Source organism: Selenomonas bovis DSM 23594, assembly GCF_000381005.1.
Classification (GTDB): Bacteria; Bacillota; Negativicutes; order Selenomonadales; family Selenomonadaceae; genus Selenomonas_C; species Selenomonas_C bovis.
Genome location: NZ_KB908379.1, coordinates 66,786 through 82,752, shown reverse-complemented (window position 1 = coordinate 82,752; position 15,967 = coordinate 66,786). Strand labels below are relative to the sequence as shown.

Genomic DNA, 15,967 nt, shown 5'->3' with positions numbered 1-15,967 from the left:
TGATTTTATGAAACGAACGTGGGGATGAAAATGTCTTGTGGGGGGGGACATTCATAGTATAATAAAAGCTAGTGCGGAGAAGATGAATGTTAGATCATATTTGCGTGACATATACTTGTCATGAAGTGCGATTTATCCGTACGAAAGGAAGAGGTAGATGAAACTGACGACAGATGCTCTCGATGAGACGGCGCGGAGATTCTCAGAGAAGACGGCACTTATCGATCAAGAGGGAACGACGACATTTGCGGAATTTCGTCGGCAGGCGCGCGCCATAGCGACCGCCTTGGCAAGGCGGAATATATTCCATGCGCCTGTAGTTGTCTTTCTCGGGCAGACGCGTGCGGCAGTCATTTCCTTTTTGGGAGTCGCGTATGCCGGGGCTTTCTATACGGTTCTCGATGCGAAGATGCCGAAGGTGCGTCAGGCGAAAATTCTTGAGACGCTCTCCCCGGCTGCCATCATCACAGATCAGGCACACCGGGGGAGATTGATGGATCCTGGGGAAATCCCTGTGCTTTTCTATGAGGATCTCCTTCGACAGGAGATAGAAGAGACACTGCTCGCGAGCGTTCGTGAGAAGGTTTCCGAACAGGATATCCTTTATGTGCTCTTTACCTCCGGTTCTACGGGCACACCAAAAGGCGTGACGATCCGGCAGCGGTCGGTCATGGACTATACGGAATGGGTTCGCGAGACATTTGCTGTCACGGAAAAGGACATCATCGGCAATCAGGCACCATTCTTTTTCGATAACTCCGTGCTCGATATCTATCAGACGGTCAGGAACGGCGCGACGCTTTGCATCATCCCGCGCAAGGCGTTCATCTTCCCAATTCGCTTGCTTGAGTATGTGCGGGATCATCATATCAGTCTCGTCTTCTGGGTGCCGTCCGTTTTGTGCAGTGTCGCCAATTTTGGCATCCTCAATGACTGCGATATTTCCTGCCTGAAAAAGGTGCTGTTTGCCGGGGAAGTTATGCCGAACAAGCAGCTGAATATCTGGCGGAAGCGTCTGCCGAAGGCGGTCTTTGCCAATCTCTACGGTCCGACAGAGGTCACCGTCGATTGTACATATTACATCGTGAACCGACCATTCCGCGATGATGAGCCGTTGCCTATTGGCAGGGAATGCCGTCCGGAGACGGTCTTCGTCCTCGATGAAGAGGATCGGCGTATCATGCAGCCGGAGTTCAAGGGCGAGCTTTGCGTCCGCGGTGCATCGTTGGCACTCGGTTACTATAAAAACCCGGAGAAGACGAAGGCCGTGTTTGTGCAGAATCCCTTGCGGAAGGAGAGGGAGATCATCTACCGCACAGGCGATATCGTGCACTATAATATGCACGGGGAACTGATGTACGACGGCCGCAAAGATTTTCAGATCAAGTATATGGGACATCGGATCGAACTGGGTGAAATCGAGACGGCTGCTGCGGCACTGCCGGACATTCACCAGGCGGTCTGCCTTTACGACGCGGAAGCATCGGAGATTGTTCTCTGCTATGCGGGAGCGGCAGAGCCTGCTGCAGTCTATCGCGCGCTACGTGACCTGTTGCCAGACTACATGTTGCCCAAGATCACGCGGCAGCTTGATCGTCTGCCCTTGACCGCGAATGGGAAATTCGATCGGAAGGAGCTCATGCGGTCTTACGCGCAAGATAAGAGACAGAAAAATCAATAGCCTACCACGCCTTGTCCGGTAATTCTTACTGCCTGTGATGCGGTGATGACCTTGCAGATTGCCGTATGTGAAGGGAAGGAAGCGGATGGAGTTCCACATAGGGATCACGAACCTCATATACAATCTCTGCCGTTTTCTTGGCAAGGAGCGCGAGGACGGGGAAATCCTCTTCCTCGGGCGGCGGGACTTTCAGGTCAAGCACATGGGCTACCGCATCGAGCTCGGTGAGATCGAAGCGGCGGCGCTCCGTGAGCCGGCGATAAGGAACGCCTGCGTGCTCTACCGCAAGCAGGAGAAGAAGATTGTCCTGATCTATGAAAGCGCGCAGAAACTCCCTGCCCGCGTGCTGCGGGCAGACCTCGCGAAGGTCCTGCCGAAATACATGCTGCCGACGGAGTTCCAGCAGGTGCTCGCCATGCCGCGAAATCCCAATGGCAAGATCGACCGGCACCAGTTGGCGGAACGGTTCGGCAGCGCATCGAAGTAAAGGGAGAAGACAGTTACGAGCAGGTGTACTTCTGGGGACAGGCCGCGTCGGCGCGGACTGTTTGCGCATCCTGGCGCAGGCGTGTGGCGAGCGGCTCGTGTGCCTCGCGGTGGAAAAGGAGCACGTCCCGACGATGCGGCAGACGGCGGCGCGCCTCGGCGTGCCCTTCCATCCCTTGACGCCGGAGGCGTTGCCGCACTTCCTCTGCGCGCGAACGCAGCCTGCGCTCCTCGTGAGTGCACACAACAGCTACCTCTTCCCGCGGGAGGTCGTGGCGCACCCACCTCTCACGCTGCTCAATTTCCACAATGCCTATCTGCCCGACTACCACGGGCGCAACGCGCCGACGTGGGAGATTTATCGCGGCGAGACATATGGCGGTGCGACCTGGCACATCATCGCAGCGGACGTGGATACGGGCGCCATCGCCTTTCAGAAGCGAGTGCCGATCACCTCGGACATGACGGCGCTGGAGCTCTTGATGGCGACGGCGCGCACGAGCGTCCGACTGTTCCGGCAGCACATCGATGAGATCCTCGCGGGAATGTACTCGCGCAGGCGCATCACGGCGCCGGGGCGCCTCTACCTATCCCGCGAGGTCCCCAACGACGGCTGGCTCGACCCGACATGGTCGATGGCGAAGGCCTACGCCTTCCTGCGTGCGCTGGACTACGGGGGCCTCCCTATCCTGCCGCCGCCGAAACTGCGCCTGGGAGAGGAGGTTTATGAGATTGAAGATTATCAGATTGGCGGATGTCCAATCGGGGGGGGCATCTGTATCATACCGTCCCGAGCGCGGATGGCAGATCAGCTCTCCTCTGCCGCCTGAGGAAACTGCCGCCGCCTGGGAGGTGAAGGACTCGCGAGAGGTTCTCTCTGCTTTTACCTTCCTGCGAAGTCAAGCGAAAGATTGGCGGACGGATTACTTCCTTTCCCCGGAGGAGTTGGAGAAGAAACTCCATGCGGGGAAGGTGCGGGCAGTCCTTTCCTGTACCGCCTTCCTCTTGATCGAAACGAGGACATCCTATGAGCGCCTTTACTATGGGAGCACATGCGCTGGCGCTCTAACGGAGCTTTTGCGAAGCGCCCTTCCATGCAGTACGCTGCCGCTTGTGGTGGACCTGATCGCTGATAAAGACGAAGGTGGGCGCGTGCAGCTCGTAGATGGATTCACGCATTGCGGCTTTCAGCAGCAGTTCCGCTTGCGGCGTATGACGCGCATACAGAAGCGTCTCCAGGACTTAGCCGTTCCTGCAGATAAGTTTGCCCGACCGTCGGAGACAGATGAAATCACGCGCCTCTTGCAGCGGAATTTCGATGTCATGACGGAGAACGTGCCATCGTGCGAAGAGATCAGGGCAGCTATCCAGCGGCGTGAGATATTCGCGGCGCGTCGTGACGGTCGTGTCGTCGCTGTCTTTTGGCTCGCACGACATGGGAAACGGGGGGAAGCCAGGTATTGGCTCGCGGACCCGGCGTATCGCGGTCATGGCGATTTCCCGGGTGTTGCCGTCTACTGGGACGCCCTGCGGCTGATGAAAGGGCTGCGCGTCGTGACGCTATTCGTAAAGGAAGAAAATGCGCCTGTGATCAAGATGCATCTTGCCAATGGCTTTCGTTTTGATGGGCTGGAAGATATGGTTTTCACGAAGAAGGGAATGGCAGAAGATGACGAGAGAAAAGATTGACCAGATCGTGGAGCAGGTTGTCCGCGACTACTGTGAGGAAAATGATATCAAGGCGGAGGTAACGCAGAATACGCACCTCATCGGAGCAAGCTCCATCATGGATTCGGTGGGTCTCGTGAGCACGGTTGTCGATATCGAGAGCGCGCTCTTGGAAGAGGGAGTAGATATCTCCCTGACGTCTGAGACAGCGATGTCCGCGCGTATCAGCCCGTTTCGTACCATCGGTTCCCTGTGCAGTTTCATCGAGCGTGAACTGGAGGATGGAAAAGCATGAGCCGTGTCATGATCATCACGGGCACGCGCAAGGGAATCGGCCGCTTTTTGGCGGAATCGTACCTCGCGGCAGGCGATGTTGTTTACGGCTGCTCTCGGCGTGCTTCAGATTTGGAGCATCCGCATTACCACCATACATGCCTCAATGTTGCTGATGAAAAGGCGGTAACAACATTCGTACGGGATGTCTATAAAAAAGAGCACAGAATCGACGCCTTGATCAACAATGCGGGAGCAGCGTCCATGAATGCCTTCGTCTTGACCCCGTATGCGACAGCCAAGCGCGTCATGGAGACGAATTTCGCTGGCACGTTTCTTTTCTCGCGGGAAGTCAGCAAGTACATGATCAAAGCGCGGAAAGGGTGCATCGTGAATTATTCGACCGTCGCCGTCGCCCTGCAGTTGGAGGGGGAACTCATCTATTCGGCTTCCAAGGCGGCTGTGGAACAGCTGACGCATGTCCTGGCGAAGGAAATCGGCACGTTCGGTATTACGGTCAATGCGATTGGACCGACGCCAATCGATACGGATTTGATCAAGAATGTGCCGAAGGAGAAAATTGCCAATCTGATGAACCAGCAGTGCATCAAGCGGCTGGGGACGTTCCAGGATGTGAAAAATGCAATCGACTTCTATCTGAGGCCGGAAAGCGATTTCATTACGGGACAAGTACTTTATCTAGGCGGGGTGAATTGAATTGCATCCGTTCATTGAGAAGTTCCAGGGCGCTCAGCAGCGCATAGCCGTGGTCAATCGTGGCGCGACGTATACCTATCAGGATCTCTATCAGGAAATCGAGAAGCAGTATCATTGGCTGTCGGGAAGAGTCCCGGAGGGCGCTGTCGTCGCTCTCTGCATGGACTATTCCTTTTCGGCGATCTCCTTGTTCCTGGCCATGATGGAAAATAAGAATGTGATCATCCCCATCGCAACGACCATTCCAGAAGAGATCGAGAGCCGCCTCTCCGAGGTCCCCTGTGCGTATCGATTGATCCAGGAGCCAGGAGGAACGCTGCGTCTCCTGTCGGAGACTGAACGGCATGATTCCCCGGTGCTCCTGCAGAAATTGCAGGAGCGGGGGCACGCTGGACTGGTCCTTTTCAGCAGCGGCTCGACAGGAAAACCGAAAGCAATGGTACACGATCTGACGCAGCTGATCGCACATTATGAGGGAAAACGCGAGCGCAAGCGTAATATGACGTTCCTGATTTTTCTGATGTTCGATCATATCGGCGGCATCAATACGCTGCTGAATTCGCTCACCATGCATATCACGATGGTTCTGCCGGAGCGAAGGGAACCGGAGTATATCGCCTCGCTGGTGGAGCGCTACCACGTGGCGGTCCTGCCGTCCTCACCGACGTTCCTGAATCTGCTGCTACTCAGTGGCGCAGCCGAGAAATACGACCTTTCCAGCCTGCGCATGATCACCTACGGGACAGAGCCCATGCCGTCCTCGCTGCTGATGAAGCTGAAAGCAGCGTTCCCTCATGTGCGCTTCCTGCAGACCTTCGGGACGAGCGAGACGGGCATCATTTCCACGGTGAGCAAGTCCTCTACGAGTACCTTCCTGAAATTCGATGATCCCGATACGGAGTATAGAGTCGTCGATGGGGAATTGTGGCTGCGGACAAAAACGCAAGTGATGGGCTATCTCAATGCCAAAGCAGAGCGCTTTACAGAAGACGGCTGGTTCCGTACAGGGGACTTCGTCGAGGAGAAAGATGGTTTCCTGCGCATCGTCGGGCGCAACTCCGATATGATCAATGTCGGCGGCGAAAAGGTGATGCCGGAGGAAGTGGAGGCAGTACTGCTCCAGATGCCAGGGGTGGAGGACGTTACCGTCTACGGAGAGTCCAATCCCATCACAGGGCAGGCGGTCGCCTGCAAGATCAAGCATCGGGATGCCGCGATGACACCGCTAGAGATCAAGAAAGAAGTGCGCAAGTTCTGCAAGACGCGGCTGGCATCCTATAAGATTCCGGTGCGGGTGGTCCTCATGGAGCAGGTGGAGTATACCAAGCGATTCAAGAAGAAGCGCTAAACGATAAGGAGGAGTTTTTATGGAGCAAAAGATACGAGAAATCTTGGCGGACTTGCGCCCAGAGTTCGATTTCACCGAGGATGTGGATTTCATCGAGGAAGGGTATCTCGATTCCTTTGACATCGTCCAGCTTGTGGCGATGCTTGAGAAGGAGTATGAGGTGAAGATCAAGGGAATCGATATTGTGCCGGAGAACTTTTCTTCGGTAGCGGCGATGGCAGAGCTTCTCAAAAAGAGTGGTGCGAAGTAATGCAGCTAGCATATCGGAACAAGAGAATCACCGGTGTCCTGACGGTCATCCCGAAGAACTGCAAGACGTTCGATGAGGAGATGAAAAACTACCAGGCGGACAAGAAGCGCTCGCGGCGGCTCAAGCTCGTGATGGGCTATGATAGGCATCATTTCGTGGAGCCTGGGGTCTGCGCGTCGGACCTCGCCGTTTTCGGCGTGGAGACACTTCTGCACGAGGGGAAGCTCCGTAAGGAGGAGATCGATGCCATCGTCACGGTCACGCAGTCGCCGGACTATTTCATGCCGACGACGGGCGCCGTGATCCACGGGCGGCTCGGGCTCGATTCGCACGTCTACTGCGTGGATATCAGCCAGGGCTGCACCGGCTATCTTACGGGGCTCATGGAGGCGTTCTCCCTGCTCGACCAGCCGCAGACGCGGAAAGTCCTCCTCATCAACGTAGATGTCCTGAGCCACAAAGTCTCAAAGGAGGACCGCAACAGCTATCCGCTCATCGGCGATGCCGCCTCGGTGACGGTCGTCGAGCGGACGGAGGAGGAGACGCGCATCGACGGCGAGATCCGCATGGATGGCAGCCGCCACGATGCGCTGATGATCCCGGCGGGAGGCTTCCGACAGCCCTCGACGCCGGAGACCGCTGTGCTTCACGAGGACAGCGAGGGGAACCGCCGCAGCCTCGATAACCTCGTGATGAAGGGCGCCGATGTCTTCAACTTCGTGCAGACGGAGATGCCGCCGCTCCTCGCATCGCTCTTCGCGCGGCTCGGTGTAAAGAAGGAGGAGATCGATTGGTTCCTCTTCCACCAGCCGAATAAGTTCATGGTGGAAAAGCTAGCGCAGGCTATCGACGTGCCGCTCGAGAAAATGCCAAGCAATATCGTCACGTATTTCGGCAACGCGAGCGGCGTCACCATCCCGACGAATATCTGCTACAACGTCGGGGAGAAGCTGCTGGGCCACACCTATAAAGTCTGCCTCGCCGGCTTCGGCGTCGGCCTCACCTGGGGGGCGATGGTGCTCGAGCTGGGGCAGCTGGATTTCTGTGAGATGGTGGAGTTTTGAGTATGGAGACGAAAAATGAATTCACCTTAGTGACAGGCGCAACTTCCGGTTTAGGCTTGGAGCTCGTTCGAGAACTCTGCGGACAGGGGGAGTCGGTGATCGCCTGCGGGCGAACGTTCAATCATTTTCTTGATTTATCGGAATTCGGGGGGGTATAACAAAAACTTATGCCTTTGACCTGCGCAACGTGTCGGAAATAGCGACATCATTGCGTACCTATCTCGAAGAGAATGAAATCAGAGTGAAGGGATTCGTTCACTGTGCCGGCGTGTCGCCCATCTCGCCGCTGCGGCTTATGGATGCCGCGGCGATCCGAGACGTGCTTGCAGTCAATGTGTGTTCCTGTCTGGAAATCCTGCGCGTGCTGACGGCGAGGCGCGTCAATCATAGTGCACTCAAAAGTGTGGTGCTGATCTCGAGCATCGCGAGTGTCCGCGGTACGAGCGGCATGAGCGCGTATTGCGCCTCGAAGGGGGCGCTCGACGCGGCGGCGCGGGCGCTCGCGGTAGAGATGGCGCCGCATGTGCGCATCAATACCGTCCGTCCTGGGGCACTGCCCACAGAGATCTTGGAGAAGGCCGGTGTCTCGCCGGAGATTGCGCAGGATTTCCGTGAGCATCCTGAGGCACACGGCAGCCTGCTGGGCTGTGCGCGGCTTTCGGATGTGACGGCGCTCATCCGCTATCTATTATCGGAGGAGGCCCGTTTCATCACAGGGCAGTGCTTTACGGTGGATGGGGGTGTGACGGCACACTAGGAGTCCCTTTTCTCGGAAAGAGGGATATATGGAATTTTCTCAAACAAGGGTGCTCGTCACGGGCGCTTCCTCTGGTATCGGCAGGGCGACTGCTGTCCGTCTTGCGAAGGAGAGGGAAATCACCTTAATCCTCAGCGGCAGGGACGAGGCGCGTCTGCGCGAGACATGGACGCTTTGCGGAGAACGTGCGGAGGATGTGCTCTGGCCGCGGGAACTCGACAATGCCTGGGCGGCGGGGGAGGCGCTCCAGGAGTTCCTCCAGGCGCGGCAGCTTTCTGTGCAGGCATTCGTCCACTGTGCTGGTATGGCACCGCTCCTGCCGCTGCGGCTCGCGGACGCGGAAACGGCACACCGCATTATGGAGGTCAATTTTTTCTCCGCGGCAGCGTTGCTCGAGACGCTCATCAGTCGGCACGTCAACCGGAAAGAGTTGACACGCGTCGTCCTGATATCGAGTGTGCAGAGTCAGATCGGTGCGAAAGGGCAGGGGTTCTACTGTGCCTCGAAGGCGGCGCTTGAGGGCTTCCTGCGGGCGATGGCAGAAGAGCTCGGACCGCGGGTGCGGGTGAACGCCATCCGCCCGGGCGCCGTTCCGTCCCGCATGGCGGATGAGCTGACCGCGCGGGCGGATCTCTTGACGAAAGATGTGGCAGAGGGATATACGCTCGGTCTTGGCATGCCGGAAGACATCGCATCGATGGTGGCGTTCCTGCTCTCGGAGGAGGCGCGCTGGATCACGGGACAGTGTTTCACGGTTGATGGCGGTAGGATGGCACATTAGGAGGAGATTCCATGGCAGAACAGGTTTTGTTTCAGGATGCAAGCGGACAGCTGGTGACGCGATCGACACTGCGTGCGGCGCTCGAGGCGTGTGGGGCGGCGGATGCGGACGTTCTATTCATCCATTCGGATCTGACGTTTGGTCAGCCGAATCTCAGTCTCGGCAGGCGCGGCATCATGGCGGGCGTCCTCGATGCCGTGCGCTCGCTTGGCGTTGGGACGCTCATCGTGCCGACGTTCACCTTCAGTTTTCCCAATGGCAGAGATTACGATGTACAGAAGAGCAAGACGAAGATGGGCGCGTTCAACGAGTATTTCCGCCGCCAACCGGAGGCCGTCCGCTCCCTTGACCCGATGATGTCCGTCGCGGCGATGGGGGAGAAAAGGTATTTGGCGACAGAAGTTGGACATGAGTCCATCGGCAAGGGATGCACGTTCGACCTCCTCCATCAGGAGGCGCGCGTCAAGTTCCTCTTCCTTGGCGTTCGTCCCGCGATGTGCTTTACGTATACGCACTACATCGAGTATGCGCTTCATGTCCCCTATCGCTATAACCGCGCGTTTACGGGCAAGGTTACGGCAGCGGACGGCACGACGCGAGAGGAGACGTACGAGCTCTACGTCCGCTATGCGGGTGTAGAGCCGACGGATCGGGATGATTTCGAGCAGGCGCTGCTCCATACAGGCGCGGCAAAGAAGGTGTCCTGCGGCGATAGTTTCCTCTATGTCGTAGAGGAAAAGGCGAGCTATGCGCTGCTCGTCGAGAAGATTAGGCTGGACCCGCTCTATATGCTCGCGCATGATTACCCGCGACCGCTCGATGACCGATTTGAAGTCACTGGCGAGATGGTCGCCTTATAGATAAGGAGATGATATCTATGCATTCGTCGATCTTTGATGAGGATGTCTATGGCATGGCCTATCGTGGCAAGGAAATTGATTTGCGTCCCGGTGCGCGGCGTGTCACAAGGGATACGCCCCTTCTGCTCGTCGGGGAGGCAAAGGATTTCCCGAAAGCGGAGGGCTTCTTTGCACAGCATGGCATGACGAGATGCTCGCGGTTTGTGCTTTCGGGGGGGGGCAGACGTTCTCTCTTTACGCACAGCATTGTGTGAGCAAGGGGATGGCATCGTCTTCTTGCTGAAGGACAGATATGAGAAGCCCTTCCAAACGGCATTTAACGGTCAGTCCTATCAGTTGTTTTCACGATACCGCGCGTATTTCAAGTTTATGCAGCCGGCATTGCGGCAGGTCTATGATTTGTTGGAGGACGAGGTCTCCCGCGAAACCTTTACGCGCGTCTTGAACGTGCGTTTCAAGCTCGCTGACGATGCGGAAGTCTTCTCTGTGTTTCAGCCGGATCAGTATTTCACTCCGCCGGAGATGAATCGCTTTACGCCGGACAGTGTTTTCGTGGATTGTGGAGCCTTCGTCGGTGATACGATCGAGAAATATATCTGGCACAGTCAAGGGATTTTCCGTCGTATATACGGATTTGAGCCTGGGATGAAGCAGAGGACAGCTCTGGAGCATCGGAAAGCGAGACTCGTGGAGGAATGGGCGCTCGATGACAATCAGATTTCCATCGTGCCGGCTGGTGTTGGCGAGGCTACGCAGGATATGGCGCTTGTCAAAGGCGTGATGAGCGACCTTGCCATCGGTACGAAACTCGTGCCGGAGGCAGAGGCCGACGAGGCGTCAATCATCGATCGCGTACATGTCGTTTCGCTCGATGAGTATTTCCGCGATAGGGAGCCTAGAATCGATATGATCAAGGCGGATGTGGAGGGATCGGAATTGGCGCTTTTGCAGGGCGCGCAGGAGATTATCCGCCGCGATCGTCCGAACCTCGCCATCTCGCTTTATCACAAGCTGACGGATTACTTCGAGCTGCCGCTGTATATCAAGTCGCTCGTCCCCGAATATCATCTCAGGATTTATCACCACTCAACGAATTTTACGGAAACTGTCGTTTATGCTTATGTGGATTGAATCAGGAAAGGAAGAGTACACGATGACGGAACAGGAATTTCTCGATATTTTGACGGATCTCCTCGATACGGAGGAGAATTTAACGATGGAGACGCAGTTGGAGAGCCTGGAGGAGTGGGATTCCCTATCCAAGCTGATGTTCCAGTCCAAGATGATGGAGAAGGCGAAGGGAAAGCTGGCTGCTACGGATATCGCAGCGGCGAAAACCGTGGCGGACCTCTATCAACTGTTGCAGTGAGTGACGAGAAAGGATGGTATTGCAAATGACGAAAGAGCAATTCATGGAAGAAATGGCCTATGTATTAGATTTAGATGAAAATGAGGGGGTACTTAGTCTAGAGCAGTCGCTTGACGAGATCGAGGAGTGGGATTCTCTCAGTTATGTGGCGTTTCTTGCAATGGCGAATAAGGCGTCGGGGAAGCGCATCCTGCCGGCACAGGTGAAGGCTGCGAAGACGATGCGCGATCTTTTTGTCCTTGCGGGAGGCAGTGAGGAATGATTGCAAAGACATCGGGGATTCGTTTAGAGTATGTCGCGGGCGTCATCTCGCATCAAGTATTGCCTGTGTGTGATTACCTGAAGGATGTGCTGACAGAGAAAAAACTGCAGCGGCTACAGAAGGGGACGGGCTTTCGTGCGCTCAGTATCGCCTCGTCTGGGGAATGCACATCGGATTATTGTGTGCAGGCGGCGGAGCAGATTTTCGCCCAGGGGGTTGAGCGGGCATCGGTAGGAGCTTTGCTGTTCGTGACGCAGACACCGGATTACACCGCGCCGTCAACGGCATACGCGATGCAGGATCGTTTGGGCTTAGCCAAGGATCTCGTGGCGTTTGATATCAATCTAGGCTGCTCGGGATTCGTATATGGGCTCTATCTCGCCGCCTCGATTTTGCCAACCCTCAACAGCAAAAAGGTGCTCCTCTGCTGTGGCGATGTCGCTACTCCGTTGATTTCTCCGCATGAGCCTGGTGTGCGCGCCATCACAGGAGATGCAGGGACATGTACGTTGATTGGGGGGGACGAAGGCACGGAGACGATCTTCAATATCACGAGCTACGGGGAGCGCTATCGGGCATTGATCCGCCCCAACGGCGGTGCACGTCATCCCCTGTCGTACAAGGACAGTCACCTTGATACGGAGGATGCAGGGAATTACTCCAATATGGACGGTATGGGTGTCCTTGATTTTACGATGCAGGATGTGCCGGTGAATTTGCGCGAGTTGATGAATGCCGCAGGTGTCTGTGATGAAGACCTCGGCGCGTATCTCTTCCATCAGCCGAATCGCATCCTCATCCGTTCGATGAGTGAGCAGATTGCGGCGACGCCAGAGAAGGTCATATCAAATTCGGCGCAGATCGGCAACACGAGTTCGGCGACCATCCCCTTGCTGCTCACGGAGATGGGGGAGGAATGGAAGCGGCGTGAAAACCATCTTTCCCTGCTTTCTGGCTTTGGCATCGGCTTGTCGATCGCATCGACGATCATCAATCTCAAGGATACGAATTGTCTGCCGACACAGCATTTTCACTCGTGACATGATGGTCGGGGGAATATTGGATGAGCAATGTAGCATTTGATTTTCATGGGAAGAATTTCGTGGTGACCGGAGCTTCGTCTGGTATGGGCAAGCAGGTCGCGCTGGAACTCGTCGAGTCGGGTGCCAGCGTCCTGGCTCTTGCGCGGCGTAGGGAGAACCTTTCAGCACTTGCAGAGGAGTCCGCGGAGGGAATCTATCCCGCTGCTTGCGATGTGCGCGAGCCGAAAGAGATGGAAGCGGCAGTGAAGGCCTTTGTCAAAGCGCATGGGAAAATCGATGGCGGCGTCCATGCTGCAGGGATTGGCGGACTCATGACGCTTCGTTTTTATGATGAAGCGAAGGCACATGATATCGTCAATACGAGCTTTTGGGGTGCTGTGAATTTCATGCATACGTGCGCGAGGGCAAGCATCTCTCATACTGCGGCGAGTTTCGTTCTGTTTTCCTCGGTGGCAGCTGTAGAGGGACTTAAGGGAGGCTTCGCCTATAGTGCGGCCAAAGCGGCGGTCGATGCGGCTTCGCATTCCTTTGCGAAGGAACTTGCACGTAGGAAGCAGCGTGTGAATACGATTCAGCCCGGCTGGGTTGATACGGAGATGACGCGCGAAGGGGGAGAAATGCTTCCTGATGGTCATTTGCAGCCCATCCTTGACCGGGAACTTTTGGGCGCAGGACGTGCGCAGGATGTGGCGGGTGTCGTTCTTTTCCTGCTGAGTGATCGCGCGTCGTGGATGACAGGAGCGCAGATCCCCGTCGATGGTGGGTATTTGGCGTGAACTTGTCGCTGTACGTGCTCTAGGAATCGCTGTGGAGAAAGAGAGAATGTCATGAAGAAATTGATCATCGTTGGTTGTGGCGGCTTTGCCAGAGAACTGTACTGGCATGCACAGGACTCGCTGGGCTATCTCGAAACGTGGGAACTCAAAGGATTCCTCGATGGAGATGTGCGTTTGCCGGAAGCAGAGTATGAGAAGCTCGAACTCCCAGTCGTCGGCGATATTGCGTCGTATGAGATTCAGCCGGACGACGTTTTCGTCTGTGCGGTTGGCACGCCCGCAGTGCGCAAGAAAATGAGCGAGGCACTAAGGGCTCGCGGGGGCAAGTTCTTTACGCTCATTCACAAGACGGCCATCGTTCATGGAACTGCACAGATCGGCGAGGGGACGATCCTCTGTCCACGCGTATCGATTCATGATCATGCTGTAATCGGCAAGGATGTTCTTTTCAATGGCAATTCCGGTGCTGGGCACGATGTTACAGTCGGTGATCATTCCTGCTTCATGGGCGGCTGCAGCCTCTGTGGCTATGCGCAGATCGGCCGGGAGACGTACTGGGGTGACGGGGCTTGTGCGCTGCCGCATAGTCGGGTCGATGACGGAGCTTTTGTCGGTGCGCGGAGTGTCGTGTTTAAGCACGTGCGCAAGGGACAGAAAGTCTTTGGTAATCCAGCGATGCCGATTTGAGGAAACACTGATTCATTCGGCACTCCGTCTTCACGCGTCTGAGCTGTCCTCTCGTCGTCGACAAATCCTCAGCTAGCTCGCTACGTCTTCGGTTCGTCTCCTAGAGAGATACAGCGCATCTACGCGAATCCGGAATGCCCTGTTCATTAATTTAAAATTAAAATAAGATAGGAATAGCAAAAAAGAATGGTGCATGAATTCTACGGAGGTAGATGAATGACATACAATCAAATTTATTTCATGGGAACTGGGCGTGTGGGGGGAGCGTGCTTGCAGATTCTTGCGGAAGCTTGCGTTTCAGTACCCATTACTTGCCTTTCAGTAGAGCAGTACGCGATTCCTACCGTAGAGAATCAATGCCGACAGATGGGGATTCCCTATTTGAGGATGCCCCCGAAGGAATTGCGTCTGTTTTTATCACAGCAAGAAGCAAAGATCTTGTTGTTGAGTGCGCATAATTCCTATATTTTCCCGAAAGAAATTGTAGAAAAAGAAAATTTTACGATCATCAATTTTCATAACGCTTATTTGCCGAACTATCGTGGGCGCAACGCTCCTACATGGGAGATTTTTTACCAAGAAAAGTTTGGCGGAGCAACTTGGCATTTCGTAGCCCCCACTGTGGATACTGGCATGATCATAGTGCAAGAAAAAGTCCCTATTCAGCCAGATGATACGGCACTTTCTCTTTTGATGAAAAGCGCTGCATGCGGAGTCAGCCTCCTGCGACAACATATAGGATCGTTCTTGCAGAAGGAACGTATGCCTCATGTTCCTATGAGTTCCGGCAAGCTGTTCTTGTCATCGGATATCCCGAATGAGGGCTTTTATGATACGAACTGGAGCCTTGCAAAAGGATATGCGTTTTTGCGCGCCATGGACTATCGCGGCTTACCCATTATGCCTGTACCGCGGATTCGATTAGAGGATAGGATTTATGAAATCGAAAATTATGCCCTTGAAGAATGTGCATCCGGGGGGGGCAGATGTCTTACGTTCTTGCGGAACAGGATGGAAGCCGACTCGTCTGCCGCCTGAGGGAATGGGAATCTGTTGGCAGATGAAGCGTCTGGAAGAGCTTCAGGCTGGCATATTTTTGATCCGCGATACGGCGGATGAGTGGGAAACGAATTATTTCATTTCTGGGGAACAGGCGGGGGCTTGGATCGATCATAATGAAGTAACTGGTGTATTGTTTTCAGACTGCTTTTTTATCGTACGCGAGAGGAACGATTTTTTACACCTATACTTCGTCGCTGTGAAATCTAGGCAGTTCATGGATGATTTACTCGCTTTGCAGAAATTTTTTCGGCGAAAGATTGTCGTTGACTTGGTGGGTGAGATGCGCTCGATGCGGGAAATGTTGATGCAATGTCGGTTTCTCTCGTATAGGACATTGACTCGGATGGTGGGGAAGACGAGTTCCCTGCATTCCTTTAGACAATCGATATCGATTGATTTTGCACGTCAGGAAGATGTTCGTGCATTATTGGATATTCTTTACGAAAATATGGATCCCCTGTGCGAACAAATTCCTACAGACTATGAACTGTCATCTGCTATACAAAAAAGGCAGATATTAGTACATCGGCCTAATGAAATTTCAACGCCAGCTGCGTTTCTATTCTTTGAACGTCATGGAGTGACTTGTTGCTTGCGCTATTGGGTGTGTCGGACACAATGGAAAAATCAAGGGATAGGAAGTGCGCTCTATCGCGCTTATATAGAAGAAAATCGCAATGCAAAGCGTTTCCTGCTTTGGGTGCGGGATGATAATCATACAGCAAAATCCATGTATCAGGCGTATGGAATGAGATTTGATCATTTGCAGGATGAGGTTATGGTGTATGAGGCGAGCCGTGAGCAGAGAAAAATTAAGGAAAGGCTATAAGGATCACTTACGCGTTAAAACTTGTGAAGTTGCTGTCTGTATAAAGGTGTGCCA

Annotated in this window: 21 protein-coding genes; all 21 read left to right on the top strand. The window is 54.8% G+C overall.

Going from position 1 to position 15,967, the window contains the following annotated elements:
- Positions 1-157 precede the first annotated feature (157 nt).
- The 21 genes from F599_RS0100450 to F599_RS0100345 all read left to right on the top strand — a co-directional run bounded on the left by F599_RS0100450 (position 158) and on the right by F599_RS0100345 (position 15,913).
- Complete coding sequence (locus F599_RS0100450; RefSeq protein WP_019541569.1) at positions 158-1,681, top strand: amino acid adenylation domain-containing protein; 1,524 nt, start codon at positions 158-160, stop codon at positions 1,679-1,681.
- 85 nt (positions 1,682-1,766) lie between these two features.
- Complete coding sequence (locus F599_RS0100445) at positions 1,767-2,168, top strand: AMP-binding enzyme (RefSeq protein ID WP_019541568.1); 402 nt, start codon at positions 1,767-1,769, stop codon at positions 2,166-2,168.
- 61 nt (positions 2,169-2,229) lie between these two features.
- The gene (locus F599_RS0100440) at positions 2,230-2,997 is read left to right on the top strand and encodes a formyltransferase family protein (protein WP_019541567.1); all 768 of its coding nucleotides are present in this window, start codon (positions 2,230-2,232) and stop codon (positions 2,995-2,997) included.
- The gene (locus F599_RS0100435; RefSeq protein WP_169337800.1) at positions 2,900-3,856 is read left to right on the top strand and encodes a GNAT family N-acetyltransferase; all 957 of its coding nucleotides are present in this window, start codon (positions 2,900-2,902) and stop codon (positions 3,854-3,856) included. The genes F599_RS0100440 and F599_RS0100435 overlap by 98 nt, the downstream gene beginning before the upstream one ends.
- Positions 3,837-4,130, top strand: a complete 294-nt coding sequence (locus F599_RS0100430) for a hypothetical protein (protein ID WP_019541565.1) — start codon at positions 3,837-3,839, stop codon at positions 4,128-4,130. Before F599_RS0100435 ends, F599_RS0100430 begins: the two co-directional genes overlap by 20 nt.
- A complete protein-coding gene (locus F599_RS0100425; RefSeq protein WP_019541564.1) occupies positions 4,127-4,825 on the top strand; it encodes an SDR family NAD(P)-dependent oxidoreductase in 699 nt (232 codons plus the stop codon). Before F599_RS0100430 ends, F599_RS0100425 begins: the two co-directional genes overlap by 4 nt.
- Position 4,826: 1 nt before the next feature.
- The gene (locus F599_RS0100420; protein ID WP_019541563.1) at positions 4,827-6,173 is read left to right on the top strand and encodes an ANL family adenylate-forming protein; all 1,347 of its coding nucleotides are present in this window, start codon (positions 4,827-4,829) and stop codon (positions 6,171-6,173) included.
- Positions 6,174-6,192: 19 nt separating this feature from the next.
- Positions 6,193-6,423 (top strand): acyl carrier protein, encoded by a 231-nt coding sequence (locus tag F599_RS0100415; protein ID WP_019541562.1) that lies wholly within the window; start codon positions 6,193-6,195, stop codon positions 6,421-6,423.
- Positions 6,423-7,487 carry a 3-oxoacyl-ACP synthase III family protein gene (locus F599_RS0100410; RefSeq protein WP_019541561.1) on the top strand — a complete coding sequence of 355 codons (1,065 nt, stop codon included), beginning with the start codon at positions 6,423-6,425 and terminating at the stop codon, positions 7,485-7,487. Before F599_RS0100415 ends, F599_RS0100410 begins: the two co-directional genes overlap by 1 nt.
- Before the next feature lie 2 nt (positions 7,488-7,489).
- Positions 7,490-7,645, top strand: a complete 156-nt coding sequence (locus F599_RS15430; RefSeq protein WP_020700425.1) for an SDR family NAD(P)-dependent oxidoreductase — start codon at positions 7,490-7,492, stop codon at positions 7,643-7,645.
- Entirely contained in the window at positions 7,624-8,244 is a 621-nt protein-coding gene (locus F599_RS0100400) for an SDR family oxidoreductase (protein WP_081626289.1), read from the top strand. The genes F599_RS15430 and F599_RS0100400 overlap by 22 nt, the downstream gene beginning before the upstream one ends.
- Before the next feature lie 28 nt (positions 8,245-8,272).
- Positions 8,273-9,025, top strand: coding sequence for an SDR family NAD(P)-dependent oxidoreductase (locus tag F599_RS0100395; RefSeq protein ID WP_026327707.1), 753 nt, complete (start codon positions 8,273-8,275; stop codon positions 9,023-9,025).
- Between the two features lie 11 nt (positions 9,026-9,036).
- Positions 9,037-9,885 carry an AAC(3) family N-acetyltransferase gene (locus F599_RS0100390; protein ID WP_019541558.1) on the top strand — a complete coding sequence of 283 codons (849 nt, stop codon included), beginning with the start codon at positions 9,037-9,039 and terminating at the stop codon, positions 9,883-9,885.
- A 201-nt stretch (positions 9,886-10,086) separates the two neighbouring features.
- On the top strand, positions 10,087-11,016 hold the full coding sequence (locus F599_RS15000; protein WP_169337799.1) for an FkbM family methyltransferase: 930 nt from the start codon (positions 10,087-10,089) through the stop codon (positions 11,014-11,016).
- A gap of 22 nt (positions 11,017-11,038) precedes the next feature.
- Positions 11,039-11,254, top strand: a complete 216-nt coding sequence (locus tag F599_RS0100375) for a hypothetical protein (protein ID WP_019541555.1) — start codon at positions 11,039-11,041, stop codon at positions 11,252-11,254.
- A gap of 25 nt (positions 11,255-11,279) precedes the next feature.
- Positions 11,280-11,516, top strand: coding sequence for a hypothetical protein (locus tag F599_RS0100370; RefSeq protein ID WP_019541554.1), 237 nt, complete (start codon positions 11,280-11,282; stop codon positions 11,514-11,516).
- Positions 11,513-12,556, top strand: a complete 1,044-nt coding sequence (locus F599_RS13295) for a 3-oxoacyl-ACP synthase III family protein (protein WP_019541553.1) — start codon at positions 11,513-11,515, stop codon at positions 12,554-12,556. Before F599_RS0100370 ends, F599_RS13295 begins: the two co-directional genes overlap by 4 nt.
- Before the next feature lie 23 nt (positions 12,557-12,579).
- Positions 12,580-13,335, top strand: a complete 756-nt coding sequence (locus F599_RS0100360; protein ID WP_019541552.1) for an SDR family NAD(P)-dependent oxidoreductase — start codon at positions 12,580-12,582, stop codon at positions 13,333-13,335.
- Between the two features lie 51 nt (positions 13,336-13,386).
- Positions 13,387-14,022, top strand: coding sequence for a NeuD/PglB/VioB family sugar acetyltransferase (locus F599_RS0100355; protein ID WP_019541551.1), 636 nt, complete (start codon positions 13,387-13,389; stop codon positions 14,020-14,022).
- 216 nt (positions 14,023-14,238) lie between these two features.
- Positions 14,239-15,060: a formyltransferase family protein gene (locus F599_RS14660; protein WP_019541550.1), complete on the top strand. Its 822-nt coding sequence runs from the start codon at positions 14,239-14,241 to the stop codon at positions 15,058-15,060.
- Between the two features lie 22 nt (positions 15,061-15,082).
- Positions 15,083-15,913 (top strand): GNAT family N-acetyltransferase, encoded by an 831-nt coding sequence (locus F599_RS0100345; protein WP_169337798.1) that lies wholly within the window; start codon positions 15,083-15,085, stop codon positions 15,911-15,913.
- The last annotated feature ends 54 nt before the right edge of the window (positions 15,914-15,967 follow it).